The organism is Psychromonas sp. (assembly GCF_047632995.1).
Classification (GTDB): Bacteria; Pseudomonadota; Gammaproteobacteria; order Enterobacterales; family Psychromonadaceae; genus Psychromonas.
Genome location: NZ_JBLIEK010000080.1, coordinates 1 through 17620 on the forward strand (window position 1 = coordinate 1; position 17620 = coordinate 17620).

At 40.4% G+C, this 17620-nt stretch carries 11 protein-coding genes, 5 tRNA genes and 1 pseudogene; 8 read left to right on the forward strand and 9 right to left on the reverse strand.

Annotated features, from left to right (window positions below):
* Positions 1-491, forward strand: a 491-nt coding sequence (locus ACJAT7_RS13025) for a glucose PTS transporter subunit EIIB (protein ID WP_415227239.1), incomplete at its 5' end; no start/stop codon positions are given.
* Between the two features lie 397 nt (positions 492-888).
* On the opposite strand, the pseudogene ACJAT7_RS13030 reads toward ACJAT7_RS13025, so the two are convergent.
* Positions 889-1051, reverse strand: a pseudogene (locus ACJAT7_RS13030) (ISAs1 family transposase); the annotation flags it as partial.
* 212 nt (positions 1052-1263) lie between these two features.
* On the opposite strand from ACJAT7_RS13030, the gene ACJAT7_RS13035 reads away from it, so the two are divergent.
* On the forward strand, positions 1264-1476 hold the full coding sequence (locus ACJAT7_RS13035) for a hypothetical protein (protein ID WP_415227240.1): 213 nt from the start codon (positions 1264-1266) through the stop codon (positions 1474-1476).
* A 549-nt stretch (positions 1477-2025) separates the two neighbouring features.
* Here ACJAT7_RS13035 and ACJAT7_RS13040 read toward each other — a convergent pair.
* Positions 2026-4668: a beta-N-acetylhexosaminidase gene (locus tag ACJAT7_RS13040; protein ID WP_415227241.1), complete on the reverse strand. Its 2643-nt coding sequence runs from the start codon at positions 4666-4668 to the stop codon at positions 2026-2028.
* A 769-nt stretch (positions 4669-5437) separates the two neighbouring features.
* On the opposite strand from ACJAT7_RS13040, the gene ACJAT7_RS13045 reads away from it, so the two are divergent.
* Together ACJAT7_RS13045 and ACJAT7_RS13050 are read left to right on the forward strand one after the other, a co-directional pair.
* Entirely contained in the window at positions 5438-6493 is a 1056-nt protein-coding gene (locus tag ACJAT7_RS13045; RefSeq protein WP_415227242.1) for a porin, read from the forward strand.
* A 105-nt stretch (positions 6494-6598) separates the two neighbouring features.
* On the forward strand, positions 6599-7369 hold the full coding sequence (locus tag ACJAT7_RS13050; protein ID WP_415227243.1) for a hypothetical protein: 771 nt from the start codon (positions 6599-6601) through the stop codon (positions 7367-7369).
* Between the two features lie 863 nt (positions 7370-8232).
* On the opposite strand, the gene ACJAT7_RS13055 is transcribed toward ACJAT7_RS13050, so the two are convergent.
* From ACJAT7_RS13055 to ACJAT7_RS13080, 6 genes are all read right to left on the reverse strand, one after another.
* A tRNA-Pro gene (locus ACJAT7_RS13055) sits at positions 8233-8309 on the reverse strand.
* A gap of 165 nt (positions 8310-8474) precedes the next feature.
* Positions 8475-8559: transfer RNA gene (locus ACJAT7_RS13060), tRNA-Leu, on the reverse strand.
* Positions 8560-8596: 37 nt separating this feature from the next.
* Positions 8597-8672: transfer RNA gene (locus tag ACJAT7_RS13065), tRNA-His, on the reverse strand.
* A gap of 18 nt (positions 8673-8690) precedes the next feature.
* Positions 8691-8767: transfer RNA gene (locus ACJAT7_RS13070), tRNA-Arg, on the reverse strand.
* Positions 8768-8940: 173 nt separating this feature from the next.
* Positions 8941-9017, reverse strand: a tRNA-Pro gene (locus ACJAT7_RS13075).
* A gap of 224 nt (positions 9018-9241) precedes the next feature.
* Positions 9242-10615, reverse strand: a complete 1374-nt coding sequence (locus ACJAT7_RS13080) for an MATE family efflux transporter (RefSeq protein WP_415227244.1) — start codon at positions 10613-10615, stop codon at positions 9242-9244.
* Positions 10616-10839: 224 nt separating this feature from the next.
* Here ACJAT7_RS13080 and pepN point away from each other — a divergent pair, with 224 nt between their 5' ends.
* The 4 genes from pepN to ACJAT7_RS13100 all read left to right on the forward strand — a co-directional run bounded on the left by pepN (position 10840) and on the right by ACJAT7_RS13100 (position 17098).
* Positions 10840-13482, forward strand: a complete 2643-nt coding sequence (gene pepN, locus ACJAT7_RS13085; protein WP_415227245.1) for an aminopeptidase N — start codon at positions 10840-10842, stop codon at positions 13480-13482.
* Between the two features lie 158 nt (positions 13483-13640).
* On the forward strand, positions 13641-15059 hold the full coding sequence (locus tag ACJAT7_RS13090) for an SLC13 family permease (protein ID WP_415227246.1): 1419 nt from the start codon (positions 13641-13643) through the stop codon (positions 15057-15059).
* A gap of 48 nt (positions 15060-15107) precedes the next feature.
* On the forward strand, positions 15108-15581 hold the full coding sequence (locus tag ACJAT7_RS13095) for a response regulator (protein ID WP_415227247.1): 474 nt from the start codon (positions 15108-15110) through the stop codon (positions 15579-15581).
* A 95-nt stretch (positions 15582-15676) separates the two neighbouring features.
* Positions 15677-17098, forward strand: a complete 1422-nt coding sequence (locus ACJAT7_RS13100; RefSeq protein WP_415227248.1) for an SLC13 family permease — start codon at positions 15677-15679, stop codon at positions 17096-17098.
* A 62-nt stretch (positions 17099-17160) separates the two neighbouring features.
* Here the strand turns inward: ACJAT7_RS13100 and cysZ are convergent.
* Positions 17161-17620, reverse strand: a 460-nt coding sequence (gene cysZ / locus ACJAT7_RS13105) for a sulfate transporter CysZ (RefSeq protein WP_415227249.1), incomplete at its 5' end; no start/stop codon positions are given.

Consider the following 17620-nt stretch of genomic DNA (forward strand, 5'->3'; position numbering starts at 1 on the left):
CGGGGTTATCTGTATTCTTTGCTGCATCAATGCAATGGATGGCTGGTTTCGGTTTCTCAGCCGGGTTTGTGGATATGGTACTTTCTTCACAAAATCCGCTTGCTGTTAAATGGTACATGCTTATTGATCAAGGCATCGCTTTCTTTGCAATCTACTACTTTGTTTTCCTTGCCTTAATTAAAGGCTTGAATCTTAAAACGCCAGGCCGTGAAGATGAGCAAGAAAATGGATCAAAAACGACAGCAAGTGTAGATGCGGGGGAATTAGCTACTCAATACGTCACCGCGCTTGGTGGAAGTGATAATTTAGAAGTTATTGATGCTTGTATCACACGTTTACGTTTAACCCTTAAAGATCGCAGTGTAGTCAATGAAGCGGAACTTAGAGCTTTAGGGGCAATGGGGGTAGTTAAACTAGGTGAAAATAACTTACAAGTTATCATTGGTACTCAAGCTGAAAGTATTGCGACTCGTATGAAATCGGTTAAGTAATACCGCGGTATCACTTATATAGTTAAATATTTCACTAAGGCACTCTTCTGAGTGCCTTTTACATTCCATTTGCTAAGTATCTAGGCAACTCAGACCAATCGTTAAATTAACCTCATGAAGAAAATATTTCTAGTATGGAGATATAGGTTAATTGAGAAAGAAACATTAAAAAAGGCCAGAGCCTTATTCGCAAAAGAAATGAAGTAAAGTTTCGATATATTCGACCTTCTCGCTCTAAATATCCCATAAAACTACTTAATGAAATAGCGCGTGCGGGAGAATAAAGGTGGTTTTTCCGTGATTGCATCTGAGATGAAAAATTCAACTGAAAATATGCTACAGCCGCTACTCATTTGGAGTGCCAGCTTGCTTTTTTCCGTTGGTAGTAATTAATGGCTGTCATATCAAGTACCCAGTGCATACTTTCTACTTGCCAGTGACTTCGAACTGCATTCTGCATTTAAATCCAATGAAGAGATATACCAAGGTGTTTCTTTTATATCATTACCCAACCAGCTTTTATCAACAAACATCTGCTGACATATTCTTGTTTCTATCCGACATTCCGCACCTATATTAAACGATTAAATTTTCGACAAGAAAAGCAGACTGGCCAATTAAAGTAATGTGTAACGTCATGCGGGTAAGTTCAAATGCGTTTTATGCTTGGCAAAATACGCCTATTAAACCTTTTGATATCTAGACAGTGCGGTACAAACCACCTTCAAAACGTACAAAATGATCTTGGGCAGTATGCGTATGGTTGACTGAATTGGCAAAGCAAAACATTACTATTGGCCGTTACAAAGCCCGCTCAACCATGCATAAATTAGAGCTTGTGGCTCGCTACCCCAATAAATATAAAACGACCACCGTTAGTAATCACAATAATCGTATTGAACCGAATAAATTAAATAGGAAATTCACTGTTGATGAGGCTAATCGCTATTGGACGATAGATATTAGTTATATCGATACGCATTAAGGGTTTATCTATTTAACTATCATCATGGACTTATATTCGCGCGGTATAGTGGGGTGGTCTATTGCAGATAACATGCGTACTTAACTGTGTAGTTTCGCTATTAACATGGCTTATTGGCAGAGAAAACCAGCATCGGGGTTACTACATAATTCCGATAGGAGAAGCCAGTATACAAGCGATGATTATAGGAAATTACTTAGCGCCATGAAAATAGATGTGAGCATGAGCGGTAAAGGGGAATGCTGGGACAACGCTCCTACAGAGCGATATTCCCGTAGTTTAAAGCATGAACTGTGAAACATGATCTGGAGCGGAGATACCAGTCAAAATAAATACAAAAAGAGCTCTTAAAGGTTATATTTCGACAATCTAGACAGGCCCCCAAAAAAACTACAATTTATGTGAAAAGACGGTGAATATTTTATTCTGCCTAAAAAAGAAAGCACTGGACATTTTCATGTTCAGTGCTTTAAATACCATCAGTATATAAGCCTAAAGTTGCTTAATTGAACGACATTGAATAAATAACTTATTGGCTTACACATTAAGTTATTTAACAGTGGTAACTCGGCTAGTGCGCGCGCCAGTCGCTGAAATTGTGCGAATAGATACCTCACCTGAAACTTTTACAGCATTTCTATAGTTACTCCACGTTGCGCCATTATCAATAGAGTATTGTAGTGTGATGCCTGGGAACTGGCTGTTCATCTGTAACTGACCATTGCTTATTTTTGCACCGGGTACTGGCAGGCGGTAATCAACACCTGCTTTTTCCATTTTCGCAAGTTCCCGCTGTCCCATAATATTTGCAAAACGCTGCCAGTCTGATCTAAGCGCCTCTTTGTTTACAAGGTTTGTTTCTAAAGAGTATTCAACACCAGCCTTATAATCGTTTTCCCAGCTTGCTTTATGCCATGCGCGTTCAGCAGCAGCTATCACACGTGGGAAGACCATATATTCATATTGCTCATCAGTGCGGACGGTTTCACTAAATAGGTGTGTCGATAAACCTAAAAATGGCTTGCCATCCACTTCACCTTTAGCTTTAAAACCATTGCCGTCCCGATCAACCGATGTTTCTGCATTTTGCGGCAAATTTTCCGGTGCAAAAGCAAACATTTTACGTGTATCTGTTGCACGAGTCGCCCAGTAGTAACCGCGCTCTTTGCTATCAACTTCATATGGGAAGTCCATATAAAGATAATCAGGGCTAGATATTATCATCTTATAACCTTTTTCTGCCCATGCGTATGCTGTTGTCGCGCCACCCCAAAAGAGCGTTTCCCAGAAATTAGCATGTACATTTTGGGTTGCAAATGCTTTGGAGTTTTCAGCGTACTTTAAGCCATCTTCCCATGCCTGGAAATTTTGTATGCCTTGTTTGGCAACAATTTCTGATACTTTTACAGCAAAGTAACCGGGTAACTCTTCAACGCCGTCAACTTTTCCACTGTCCACTAAAGCACTGCAAATGGGTGATTTAGCAAATGGCAGATCCTCTTTAGCACTGTCTACATCTCCTTTCCATGAAATTTTTTCTAGCGCGTTAATATCTTGGAAACCACCTCCTTTTTTGATGTTTTTCGCTTCATCACCGCCAAAATGCCAAGTTGTTAATTCCGCTCCCGCTTCTTGATACATGGCTGCCACTTCCGAGGTTACTTTTGTTACAAATTTAGAAGAGGAGTCCATGCATGGATTAATAAAACTCTGTTTATTGTAGAATTGAGTAGTGGTTACATTGGACGTGTCGTTGGGATCTGTGAGACGGTATTCATTGGCCGCCTCCATATCATCCGCTTTTGCTAACCGCTGGTAACGCGCTTCCATTGAGATTACCGCCGCTCTTGCGTGTGCTGGCATATCAATTTCAGGGATAACATCAATATTTCTATTTTTGGCATATGAGAGAATTTCAATAAAATCTGCACGGCTAAAGAACCCTGAGCCGAAGTTATCTGTTGAGTGACCCGAGCCTAACTGCGGAAGGAGGCACGTTGTTTCACTTTCATCAAAACAGCGCTTAGCACCAACGTCGGTTAATTCAGGAAGTCCCGGAATTTCAATTCTCCAACCTTCATCATCACTTAAATGCAAATGTAGTTTATTCATTTTGTAAGCTGCCATCTGATCGAGCGTGGCGATAATAGCTTCTTTTGAATGGAAGTTTCGTGCAACATCAACCATTATTCCGCGGTAGGTAAAGCGTGGCGCATCTTCAATTGATAGCGCGGGAATGACTCGATTATCTAAACTGACTAGCGAAAAAAGAGACTGCATTGCATAGAATGCACCAGCCTGATCTGCCGCCACTATTGTTGTCTGTTCAGGGCTTATGTCAAGTTTGTACGCTCCTTTAACTATATCTTTTTTAAATGATTTTTTATCTATTTTGATGGTTACATCATAGCCTCCTGCAGTGCTGAGGTTTAATAAACTGGCCCGTTTTTGGATCGCCTGAAGTTGTCCGTTATCCAGATCTGTGCTGATAATATTCAGACCGAGAGAAAGATCTGCATTACCCATCATTTTAGTAATTTTGTTAGCTGTTGGTATGATATTAAGTGTTACATCGGCTTGATTGATATTTGAATTTTTTTCAAAGCGGGAGTTGGGGGTTGCTAAAATATTGTTATCTTCAGCAGTACGCTTGTATAAATCTCCTTTTATTTCGCTGACATAGGTGCTGGCATCATTAATGTCACTTAAAGAGATAATGGCGCGAGGCTGTGTTTCTGGAGAGGTGATAAATGCACCCGGCATAAAATCAGTTTCAAATAATTGCCAGTATTCTCCTGTAATTGGAACAATGACTTCTTCACCCGCTGCAAACCCGTCAAATTTATCTGTAGGTTCAAGTTTATGTAGATCACCGGTTATATGTGTAATAGTAAATTGGTCATTGTCTACAGCAAGAATCGTGCGAATGCTATGTAAATAGATAGCCCAGTTCATCGATGATACTGCATCTCCCGTATTTTTAATGCGCATTTCAACAGAGTTACAGGCAGCCCATTCTGCACCAAGAGCTTTACAGTCAGTGCCTTCTGGCGCCCCGGTATTGCTCAGCACTGTATAGTTGATATCTAGATTCTTAGCCAGCTTATCAATATCAGTTTGCGGATTATTTGTTGCCGAACATGCAGTTACAGAAGCTGCAATAGCAATCGTTAGAAGTGTTTTATGGAACATAATATAAACCTTTTATGTAAATTTTTTGGGCGATCCTTAGAAGTGGAACAGGCCTAAAAGTAAAGTGAATGGAGTTATTTTTAAATCGAAACCACTTTACATTAATTCTCGCTATGAATTAATAGATCTAGCTCTCATTACCAAATGTTTTTTCTTTATGCTATTAAAAATAAAAATAATACATTATTTATTTGTTTTTTTACAAACAGGTCGTTTTGTTTTCAAGGCGTTGATTTAAATGCATTTCTGTCAATATAAAATGTTGATATATGCTCCTTATCGGTGTGAAATAGATATTTCTATAAATATTAAAAACATTAACGGGATCGCAAATAAGCTAATCACACCAAAATATAATGAAAAAAAAGAGGTTTTTATCGATTCACTTTCAATTATTAAACTGTGAATCACTTACGTTTTCATTGCTCCATCTGCATCTATCGCAACTTGTTGATTTAATGTATTTATTTAATTTCACTTTTACTTCTCCACATCTTGTTTTTTGGGGTTTTAATGTGAGCAATGACCTGTAAAGTGACGTTTGTCACAAAACAAAAAACAAAAATAAAAACACGATACGGATTTAAGTTGTTGTTATATATAGTTTTTATGCATTTGTTCTTTGCGGTTTTTAAACTTAACCCTGCTTCCTTTGATTGTTTTTAGTTGATAATTCGCGACGAGAATATAGTATGAGCTCCAGTTGAACAAATTGGCTTGTATTTTGTTTAATAGAATTTATAACACTCACAGAAAAAGGATATTTTTTATGTTCAAAAGAACACTTTTAGCTACTGCTCTTGCAACCGTTGTTATGTCATCTCATGCTTACCAGATTGGTGACGAAAATAATTTTAGCGTAGAGGTGTATGGTATAGCGGCTATCTCTGTCGTTAATTACGATACGGGCGACAATGATAATGGCAAGGAATCAGATCAAGGCTTTGTTGTTGAAAATGAATCTCGAATTGGTTTCCGTGCAGGTAAAGCGATGACCGACAATATTGAAGTTTTTATGCAGGTTGAATCGGGTTATGTTGGCGGCACTGACTGGGGACACGGCGGAACACATGGTGGTGTACTTGGTTTCCGTGATACATTTGTCGGCCTGAAAGGAGACTGGGGTAAAGTGCGTGTTGGTCGTGTGTTAACCCCGTTATATGAAATAGTTGATTGGCCGTTTTCTAATCCAGGTTTAGGCTCTGTATTTGACTGGGGAGGGATCAGCGGTCATTACGATCGTCAATCAAACCAAATCCGTTATGATCAAAACTTCGGTGATGTCGCTTTTGCTGCATCTGTCGGCCGTGATGCAAAGACTGCTGCAGTGGGCAACGGCGGCGGAGCAACGAAAGACTCTTATTTTTACGGAAGTAGTTTAAAATACGCTATTAAAACAGTGACTTTAATGGGAGCAGTGGAAGCGGGGTCTGATTTTAGAGGAGTGGAAGGGCAGGATAATTTAAGCTATATAGTTGGTTTTGATGCAGGCTTGCCCGGTGGTTTTGGTCTGGCGGCAGCTTATAAAAGAGAAGCTGTTGATAATTATGTCGGTGAAAGCGCGACGTATGATTCAGAGCAGGACTCTATTTCAGTTGTTGCTCAATACTGGAACGGCCCGGTAGGACTTAAGCTTGGTTATGCCGCGAATTTCGATGAAAAACGTAATGGCGATAGTCAGGACGACAGTGATTCAAATACTGTATCTGCTCAGTTGATGGGCACTGTTAACGGTTTTGTTCCCTACGTGCGTGTTGCAGGAAGAACGGTTGGTGCATATGATACTGATATAGTTACACGTGTCGGTTTGGAATACGGTTTCTAACCTACAAAATCTACTCTCTCCAGTAGTTAGAATGCCAGCATCTGCTGGCATTTTACGTGATGGGTATATTACAAAAAGCTTGTTTTTTTGATAAGGAAAATGAAAATGATAAAAAAAATGATGGTGCTGATGTTATTGCCTTCTCTTTGGGCGTGCTCTCATCTTTCGTCTGAAGAGTCTCTGGGTAATGCCGTTCAAACGGTTAATATTAAACCGACTTATATTGAGGTGATAGGGGAAAAATTAAGGCCCGATAATTTAAGTGCCGCTGGTCATGGCGTATTAGAATCAACTCTCTTTATTACGGCTAACTTTGCGCAAGATAAACTAGCACCTAGTTCTAACTTGCAAATGACGTTGGCTTATTTTGAAAATTATCAGCCATATGAGTTTGTTGTGGTTGACGGTAAAAAAACAGCCTTAAAAGCGAGTCAAGTTTCGACTAGTTTCTGTAATGAGCATTGCGCTGCCAAACAACATTTTAATTTCCCAATTACTAATGAATTATTACTGCAATCGGCGGCTAGCCAATTAGTTTTTGAATTGCAAAATAATAATGGTAGTAAGAAGCTAATATTTTCAGTCCCTGGAAATTATATAAAAGCGTTGTTAGACAGTGCTGCTGTGAATAGAGAGGCTGTTGTTCCAGCCAAACAGGAAAAAGTTCAAGATCTGCTAGTAATCAGCCAAGGCTTATTTGTTAAAGCGACAAATAGTGAGAAAGAGATATTCACCGAATGGGCATTTAAAAACAGAAAAGAGGCGACTATTAAACTTGATTCTGAAAGCCAGGTATTAACCATGCTGGCGTATTGGTTTGAGCAGGCTGATAGTTCACAGAGGGCTGAAATTTTAACGTGGATTATTTCTTTGTAACTAACTTATTTGATAGTGTTCGATGAAATATTTATAGAGAAGGTTAATTTTTTAGAGATTATTAGTAAGCACTTTAGTCACAACGATTAGCATTCTCAGTTTAGTGGGTGCTTACCGTTGTAATACAAGACAATCTAAAATTATTAGCTCTGCTGCTTTCTTTGTTTTGAATGTTTCATCCAACATTCGTTTTGCCGTTTAAATATGGCTGCACTGGCATGTGCACCTTTTACACTGTTTTAATGTAGCCAGTTTTTATGCTCGATCACGAAGGGACGGATTGCATTTTATGCCGCATTATTATCTAGCGGGATCATACCATCCGTTAAAAACGCCACTACCTTGCCCAGTGATTATTAAGGTAGTGTAATGCAACACCCTGTTTAGATTGCTTCGTTGATTGTAAAATAGATTTATCTAACTACAGTCGCATCTCATTGATAATGAGGATAGATTCTTCTTGGCGTACGACTAATCGCGCTTACGCTTCAACCAAAATGGTTTCAAGTCACAGTCGCTCAAGTCCGATACAGATGTGTTTATCCAAACTAAAACCGAAAGATCACGTATCGGCAAGTCGACGACATCCATCACCTTAGCTTATTAATAATTGTATTTTTCATGATGCAACTGGATCGGAGATTCCCGATAAAACAACTCGGGAATGACGGGGCGGGCCACAACTTTATAGACGTTACTTACTCAGAATTTAATTTATCTATCTCATCATTTCTTTGAAAAAAACGCGGGATCGAGGGGATAAATGAGAGCGAAGGGCAGATCATGCCTTTTTCTTAAAAAGTAGAATTCAATAATGCAAAAAGCCCACTTAATTCATTGAATTAAGTGGGCTTTTCTAAATGTGGTCGGTGATAAAGGATTCGAACCTTTGACCCCCTGGTCCCAAACCAGGTGCGCTACCAAGCTGCGCTAATCACCGAATATTTTGTAACTTTATTTAGGCTATATATTTTCGGGGTAACCCCCTGGTCCAACTCTCCACAAACCCATGGAGGTGCGCTACCAAGCTGCGCTAATCACCGAATATTTGTTGCCTTTAAATCTATATAGTTAAGTTATTAACTAATTTATTTTATTGTTTAAATGGTGCGGAAAGAGAGACTTGAACTCTCACACCTTACGATACTAGAACCTAAATCTAGCGCGTCTACCAATTCCGCCACTTCCGCATCTATTTAAACTTTTATTCTTTTTATCTTTAAAAAATGGGGCGAATGACGGGGATTGAACCCGCGACAACCGGAATCACAATCCGGGGCTCTACCAACTGAGCTACATCCGCCACTAAACTTTTTAAAAATGGTGACCCGTCGGGGATTCGAACCCAGGACCGATGCCTTAGAAGGGCATTGCTCTATCCAACTGAGCTAACGGGTCATAAACTTGATAATATATTTTTTCTTTTTAATATTAAATCAAGATATTTTAATATGCGTTTTATTAATTCCTAAATAAGAACTACGGCTTATAAAGCTGTTGTTCTATCCAACTGAGCTAGGGCGCATCGTTGCTTTTAAAAATCAAACATGTTCAACACGTATTTTTTAAATTGGTCGGTGATAAAGGATTCGAACCTTTGACCCCCTGGTCCCAAACCAGGTGCGCTACCAAGCTGCGCTAATCACCGAATATTTTGTAACTTTATTTAACGGGGGTAACCCCTAGTCCAACTCTTCACAAACCCATGGAGGTGCGCTATCAAACTGCGCTAATCACCGTTAAGTTGTCAGGCTATTCAGCCTTGCCAACGAGGCGAGATATTACGGAGTTGTATTGATCCCGTCAATTGATTTTTGTGATTAATTGTTTGGATGCCGATTTATTAAACGCATTGCTTGTTTTAACATCTCACTAGTCTGAGTTTACCTGTTTTTGCATCGTTTTAAAAGAAACGGCACGCTGCACCTTGAACAGATGTTGTCCTAATAAAATGGCGGCAACGCTTAAACCCGCTGTAATGCCTATCCAAAAACCTTTTGCGCCAAGTGGCTCGACTATGATATTTGTCATGCCAAGCAGGTAGCCTAATGGTAAACCAACAATCCAGTAGGCAATCAAAGTACGGGTAAATATTGCCATCATCTCTTTGTAGCCACGCAAAGCGCCGGCAGCCACAACTTGAATGGCATCGACACACTGGTACATGGCAGAGAACAGCATAAGGGTAACAGCTAAAGTAATTACTTCTTGATTTTCTGTATAGAGTCGAGCGATATCTGCTTTATAGATAACGGTTAATAGCGCCGTTATTATCGATAAAACAAGTCCGACTGTGAGCCCAGCATAACTTGCATGTTTAGCCCCATTTTCATTATTGCTACCCAAATTAAATCCAACGCGAATACTTACCGCGTTAGCTACACTCATGGGCAGCATAAAGATCATACTGGCAAAGTTAATCGCGATTTGGTGGGCGGCGACGATCATCGAGCCTAAAGGTGCAATTAATATCGCGATCCCGGCAAAGATGGTGACTTCAAAAAAGAGGGCGATAGCAACGGGTAATCCAAGTTTAAAGATCGCGCTTATCTGACCATAGTCAGGCGCAGATATAGATTTGAAGAGCGGGGTGTATTGCAGTTTTTTAGTGTACATTACATAACACAACAGCATCAAAAACATTATCCAATAGACTAAAGTGGTGGCAACGCCACAGCCCGCACCGCCTAAAGCGGGTGCTCCCCATTTCCCGTATACAAAAATCCAGTTAAGGGGAATATTGGCTAACAGGCCGATAAAACCGATCACCATTGCCGGTTTGGTCAGTGATAGCCCTTCGACATAATTACGCAATGCTTGGAATAATAAGAAAGCCGGAGCGGCGGCTAATACCGCATATAAATAATGGGTGGTTATCTCTTTTAATGCCGGCTCTATATCCATTAAGTTAACCATATAACCCGCGTTATATAAAACCAATGAGATAGGGATTGTAAGCAATAGGGCAAGGTATAAACCCTGCTGTCCTATTTGTGGTATTTTAGCCGACTCATTTGCGCCGTGCGCCTGTGCGGTGAGGGGGATCAGTGCCATCAGAACACCGACACCAAAAAGAATGCACGGCAACCATATGCTCGAAGCAATGGCCACTGCTGCCATATCATTTGAACTGACTCCACCGGCCATTACCGTATCAACAAAACCCATTGCAGTTTGGGTGAATTGCGCGATAAAAATGGGGATACTTAATTTGATGATTTTATAGATTTCTTGACGATAAGTCACAGGAGAACCAACTAAATAGAGAAGCGACAATAAAAACCTATTTATACGCACTCGCATGTTATATTGCAATGACATTCGCCGCGTTAATCATAGCTTCAAGTTAAGCGGTTCTGGCTATTGCAGCAAATAAATTTAAAGAGTTTATCGATTAGGGTTAGTAATCGTCGACCCTTCTTGTATATTAGTAAAAACCAATTCAATCCGTAAAATAAGAGCGTATAAAAATGAGTCAAGTTACCTCTATCGAAGAAGTGGTTGAAAAAAAACCACAAACAAAACACCTTTCTGATTATCGAGTTTCAAATTTCGCAGTAAGCACATTAGATCTTGAATTTGATCTGTTCGATGGCAATACACAGGTAAAAGCGACCAGTGCAATGTGCCGCAGCGATGATCAAGATTTGCCGTTATTTCTGTTTGGAGAACAACTGAAATTGCTCTCCATCTTAGTCGATAATATTGCTTATAGTGATTACCAGGTCGTAGAAGGTGGTTTGTTAATCAACAACTTGCCAAGTGAGTTTCAGCTGCAGATAAATACTGAAATTAATCCAGAAAGTAATAAAGCTTTTGAAGGTTTGTATAAATCGGGCGCCGCTTTTTGTACTCAGTGTGAAGCAGAAGGCTTTCGCCGTATCACCTATTATCTGGACAGACCGGATGTGATGGCCAAGTTTACGACTAAAATCACAGCCGATAAATCACTTTACCCGTCACTTTTATCAAATGGCAATCGTATTGCACAAGGTGACTTGGACAACGGCCGTCATTGGGTTAGCTGGAGCGATCCTTTCCCAAAACCTGCTTACCTGTTTGCCCTGGTTGCTGGAAAGTTTGACCGCTTGCAAGATAGCTTTACGACAAAAAGTGGTCGCGAAGTTGCGTTGGAATTGTTTGTCGATATAGGTAACTTAGATAAAACGGCACATGCGATGTTATCGCTTAAAAATGCGATGAAGTGGGATGAGCAGCGTTTTAATCTCGAATACGATCTCGATATTTATATGATTGTTGCGGTAGATTTCTTCAATATGGGGGCGATGGAAAATAAAGGGCTGAATATTTTCAACTCAAAATTTGTTTTGGCGAACCCGCAAAGTGCAACTGATCAGGATTATTTAGGGATTGAAGCGGTAATCGGCCATGAATATTTCCATAACTGGACAGGTAACCGCATTACTTGCCGCGACTGGTTCCAATTAAGTCTTAAGGAAGGGTTAACGGTTTTTCGTGATCAGGAGTTTAGCTCTGATTTGGGCAGCCGCAGTGTTAACCGTATCGCTAATGTTAAAATAATGCGCAATCATCAATTTTCTGAAGATGCCGGGCCAATGTCTCATCCGATTCGTCCTGAATCTGTGCTGGAGATGAGTAACTTTTATACGGCCACTGTATATGATAAAGGCTCAGAAGTGATCCGCATGATACATACCTTGTTAGGTGAAACTAAATTCCAGCAAGGTATGCAATTATATGTTGAGCGATTTGACGGGCAAGCGGTGACCTGTGATGATTTTGTGGCCGCGATGCAGGATGCCAGTGGTATTGATTTAACACTTTTTAAACGTTGGTACTCACAATCGGGCACACCACAAGTAAATGTAACCGATCATTTTGATCCCGCGCAGCACTGTTACCAAATTACTTTTAAGCAGAAAAACTTGCCAACGGCAGATCAGAAAGACAAACAACCATTACATATTCCTGTTGATATCGAGCTGCTGGATGCGAGCGGTAATGCAGTTGATTTAGGTGATGACGCGCGCAGTAAAGTCCTCAATTTGACCCAAAAAGAACAGACATTTGTTTTTAAAAACATTACTGAGAAGCCGGTGCCGTGCCTGTTCCGTGGTTTTTCAGCGCCGGTTAAATATCAATATGCGTACAGCGATCAGCAACTCTTGCATTTAATGAATTTTGCCAGTGACGACTTTTCGCGTTGGGACGCAGGGCAGACATTGTTTAATAAATATCTTCTGAAAAATGTCCAGCAGCAGCAGGCTAAGCAAAAAATGGCGCTGCCGCAACTGTTCATCGATGCGTTTAAATCTGTATTGGTTAACGCGGAGTTAGATCCTGCGTTGATTGCCGATATGTTTGAGTTTGTCAGTGAAACAGGGGCGATGGAATTGTTTGATAGCGTAGATATCGAAGCCTTACATCAGGCCCGTGAATTTATGCTGACGCAGTTAGCTGTTGAACTTAAAAATGAATTTGTTTTAGCCTATCAAAATCATCAAGTAAAAGGTGATTACCAGCCAATTGGAAAAGATATCGCGAATCGAAAACTGGCTAATCTGGCGCTGTTATTTATCAGCAGAGCAGATTCATTAGTGGCAAACAAGTTGGTGATAGCGGAGATCAATAACAGTCACAATATGACTGATCATTTAAGCGCGTTGCATGCCGCAAATAGTGCATTACTTGATTGCCGTGAAACTGTTATGAGCGATTTTGAAAACAGGTGGTTTGAAAATGGCCTGGTGATGGATAAGTGGTTTAGTTTACAAGCAACATCGCCTGATAGCGGCGTGCTGGAAAATGTTAAGGCGCTGTTTAATCATCGTAGTTTTGATTTTAGTAACCCTAACCGTTTACGTGCATTGGTGGGGGCGTTTGTACAAAATAACCCGTACCATTTTCATGCCGGTGACGGCAGCGGTTACCTGTTCTTAACCGAGCAATTAATTAAACTCAACGAGCAAAACCCGCAGGTTGCAGCGCGTTTAATCACCCCACTTATTCAATTTAAACGCTTGGATGAAAAGCGTAAGGCTATGATTAAGGTGCAATTAAAGCGTTTACTTGCCCTTGATAATTTATCTTTAGATCTCTTTGAAAAGGTGACAAAAGCACTCGCTCAATAATAGCCGTTAAATTAACGTGATCTAATAAGCCTTTCTGATCATTCAGAGAGGCTTTTTTTTTGTGGCTTGATCTGATGCAGGTTTTTGATTCGCGTTATCGGCGAATAGATTTACAATTTTGAGTGTCTAACTCATTCAAAATAAAACAAGAAGACTCTATGATAAAAAAACAGCTGAAATACCTATTACCTATTCTTGTGCCCCTGTTCATTCTCTTATTGCCAGCAGACAGTTTCGGTATAGCCGGAATGACATTAATTGAACAACGTATTATCGCTATTTTTGTTATGGCGACGTTATGTTGGATTCTAGAGCCAATTCCTATCTATGCCACCTCGGTATTGATTATTGTGTTAGAGCTGTTACTTGTTTCCGATAAAGGATTGTGGTTTACCAAGCAAGCCCCCCCTGAAATATTGGGTAATACCATCGACCATAAAATAATTATGGGCACCTTTGCATCACCCATTATTATGCTTTTTTTAGGTGGTTTCTTTTTGGCAATGGCTGCCACTAAATATCGCTTAGATGTCAATTTAGCGCGTGTTTTACTCAAACCTTTCGGCCAAAATCCTAAATTTGTCATGCTCGGTTTAATGATGATCACTGCGATTTTCTCTATGTTTATGAGCAATACCGCGACCACCGCCATGATGCTGTCAATATTAACGCCGGTATTGGCCCTGTTTAGTAAAAAAGATTTAGGCCGGGTAGCCTTTGCTTTATCTGTGCCTGTGGCGGCGAATATCGGTGGTATAGGCACCCCGATAGGTACGCCGCCTAATGCCGTTGCATTGAAATATCTGGTCAATGAAAACAGTATCAGTTTTGGTGGCTGGATGGTGTTTGGTGTGCCGTTTGTAGTGGTTATGTTGTTTATCGCATGGTTATTATTAACAAGCCTATTTCCAGCTTCAATCAAAGAGATTAATCTCAATATTAAAGGGCGCTTCTTAAAAACCCCTAAAGCTATTATGGTGTATGTAACCTTTGTGGTGACCATCTTATTATGGCTGATGGGCTCCCTGCACGGCATGAATTCCTATGTGGTTGCCTTGATCCCTGTTGCGGTCTTTTCTGTCTTTAAAATCATCACCAAGGAGGATTTAAAGAAAATTTCATGGGATGTGTTATGGCTGGTATCCGGCGGTATCGCATTAGGTGTTGGTTTGGATAAATCGGGTCTTGCCGCCAATGCAATTGAAGCCATTCCTTTTGCTGATTTCCATCCATTATTATTAATCGTCGGCGCCTCGGTCTTGTGTCTATTAATGGCCAATTTCATGTCTCATACGGCCAGTGCTAATTTACTACTGCCATTGGTTGCCGCGTTGGGGGCATCAATGCACTCATTATTACCTTATGGCGGCGAAGTTATTCTGATTCTTGCTGTGACGTTTGCTGCATCGCTAGGCATGTCACTGCCAATCAGTACACCGCCCAATGCACTCGCTTATGCATCTGGGCATATTGAAACCAAGCAGATGGCGAAGGTTGGCATTATATTGGGTATCACGGGGATACTTATCAGCTATGCGATGCTATACATACTTAAGCAAACTTCCTTTTTCGGCTAATGTGGTCGTAGCAATTTTTTTAATAGAAGATGATTTCAGAGGGGACTTATGGACAAAATAAATATAATTTGTGTTGATGACGAACGGGAAGTATTGGAATCGGTCAGCCGTGATCTCGAATATTTCAGCGATCTATTTAATATAGAAGAGTGTGAATCGGCTTTTGAATGTCTGCAGCTACTTGATGAATTAGATGCACAGCAGGAGTATGTCGGAGTTATTATTTCTGACCATGTGATGCCGGAAAAATCAGGTGTGGAGCTGTTAACCGAAGTGGCTTCAGATAACCGTTTTCTGGGTACAAAAAAACTACTGTTAACAGGTCTCGCCACACAAGCCGATACCATTAAAGCGATTAATAACGCCAAACTTGATAATTTTTTAGAAAAAGTATGGGATCCGCAGGAATTATTACAAACGGTGAAGGAGTTGCTGACCGAGTTTATTGTTGAACAAGGGATAGATTATGAAGATTATATTGAAAAACTCGATGCGCCGACCTTATATCGTTTGATTAAGTAAAAACTGTGACTACCTATATAAAAGTTGAGTAAGCCTCTCTGTTTTTTTTAGTTCGTGTGGCAGAGAGGCTCATATTTAAAGATGGAATGAGCACCATGATAAAACCATACTTGAAGTATATTTTACCCGTTATTCTACCTTTAATTATTTTGCTATTGCCGGCAAGCAGCTTTGGTATTGAAGGATTAACATTCGTCGAACAGCGCGTTATTGCTATTTTTGTTATGGCAGCTCTTTGCTGGGTGCTCGAACCTATTCCTATCTACGCCACCTCGGTATTGATTATTGTATTCGAATTGCTGCTTATCTCCGATAATGGCTTGTGGTTTGCAACCAACGGCGATCCGCAGTTGCAGGGGCTGTTGCTTCCACAAAGTACTATTATGGCCACCTTTGCTTCCCCCATTATCATGCTTTTTTTAGGTGGCTTCTTTTTAGCGATGGCGGCCACAAAATATCGCTTAGATGTGAATTTAGCACGAGTATTATTACGGCCGTTCGGTCATAGGCCTAAGAATGTGATGCTCGGTATTATGATGATAACTGCCGTTTTTTCAATGTTTATGAGCAACACAGCAACGACTGCGATGATGTTATCTATTTTAACCCCAGTGCTGGTACTGTTTCCTAAAGAGGATCTGGGTAAGGTCGCCTTTGCATTATCTGTCCCCGTAGCGGCTAATATCGGTGGTATTGCAACGCCGATAGGTACGCCGCCTAATGCAGTAGCATTGAAATATTTAGTGGATCAATACAGTGTCAGTTTTGCGCAGTGGATGGCAATCGGCGTGCCTTTTGTTATCGTAATGCTACTGATTGCCTGGTTATTATTAAATTACCTTTTCCCTGCGGAAAGAAAAGAGATCACACTGGATATAGAAGGGCAGTTTTTAAAAACACCTAGAGCATATTTAGTTTACGGTACCTTCGTGTCAACCATTTTATTATGGCTATTAGGCGGCGTTCACGGTATGAGTTCTTATGTTGTTGCTATGCTCCCTGTTGCTGTCTTCTCAACATTTAAAATTATTGGCAAAGAGGATTTGAAGAATATTTCATGGGATGTCTTGTGGCTGGTTTCCGGTGGCATTGCATTAGGCGTAGCTATGGATAAATCCGGTCTTGCATCGAATGCCATTAATGCGATTCCATTTGATAGTTTTCACCCGCTGCTGCTGATTGTCGGTGCATCTATACTGTGTTTATTGATGGCTAACTTTATGTCAAATACCGCCACCGCCAATCTGTTGTTACCTTTGGTTGCCGCATTAGGCGCCTCGATGCAGTCATTGATCCCTTACGGAGGGCACGTTGTCTTAATTCTGGCTGTGACGTTTTCAGCCTCATTGGGAATGTCATTGCCGGTCAGCACTCCCCCTAATGCCTTAGCCTATGCATCTGGGCATATCAAAAACACGCAAATGCTCAAAGTAGGGGGGATAATAGGTTGTATTGGCTTGTTGATAACATTTGCTATGTTATTTCTGCTTAATAAGCTCGGACTGGTCGGTGTTTAAGGTATAGCGATAGGTGTTAACAATTATGCCACTCACAGCAGGTGGCGTAATTGTAGATGCTCTTATTGTGTTACTTGGTTATTTTGGGCTAAGAGATCCTCTTTATAAACATCGACCCAAAACGCAGTCGCACCGCACACTGCAATGGGCATAATAATAAAATTTATAATGGGCAGTGTTGTAAAAAAACTAATAAGCATACCAAAAGTAAGTGTTTTACCTAAGCGCTTGCCTAAGGCAGATTTCATTGTGTTAAAAGGAATCTTATGATTATCAAATGGGAAATCCGCGTATTGTATCGCCATCATCCATCCAGCAAAAACAAACCAGATAAAAGGGGCGATAATTTGCCCGAGTACGGGAATGAAAAATAAAACGCCACAAAATAACATCCGCGGTAAAAAATAAGCCAATTTTTGCATTTCACGTTTAAATATACGCGGCAAATCTTTTATTAAGGAGGAAAAGTTGCCATCGTTTATCTGTGAATTAGTCAGTAAGTTTTCTGTTTTTTCAGCCAGT

Coding starts and splice junctions, on each gene's coding strand:
- ACJAT7_RS13050 (WP_415227243.1), top strand. CDS start 6,599: ATGATAAAAAAAATGATGGTGCTGATGTTATTGCCTTCTCTTTGGGCG.
- ACJAT7_RS13045 (WP_415227242.1), top strand. CDS start 5,438: ATGTTCAAAAGAACACTTTTAGCTACTGCTCTTGCAACCGTTGTTATG.
- ACJAT7_RS13090 (WP_415227246.1), top strand. CDS start 13,641: ATGATAAAAAAACAGCTGAAATACCTATTACCTATTCTTGTGCCCCTG.
- ACJAT7_RS13095 (WP_415227247.1), top strand. CDS start 15,108: ATGGACAAAATAAATATAATTTGTGTTGATGACGAACGGGAAGTATTG.
- pepN (WP_415227245.1), top strand. CDS start 10,840: ATGAGTCAAGTTACCTCTATCGAAGAAGTGGTTGAAAAAAAACCACAA.
- ACJAT7_RS13040 (WP_415227241.1), bottom strand. CDS start 4,668: ATGTTCCATAAAACACTTCTAACGATTGCTATTGCAGCTTCTGTAACT.
- ACJAT7_RS13100 (WP_415227248.1), top strand. CDS start 15,677: ATGATAAAACCATACTTGAAGTATATTTTACCCGTTATTCTACCTTTA.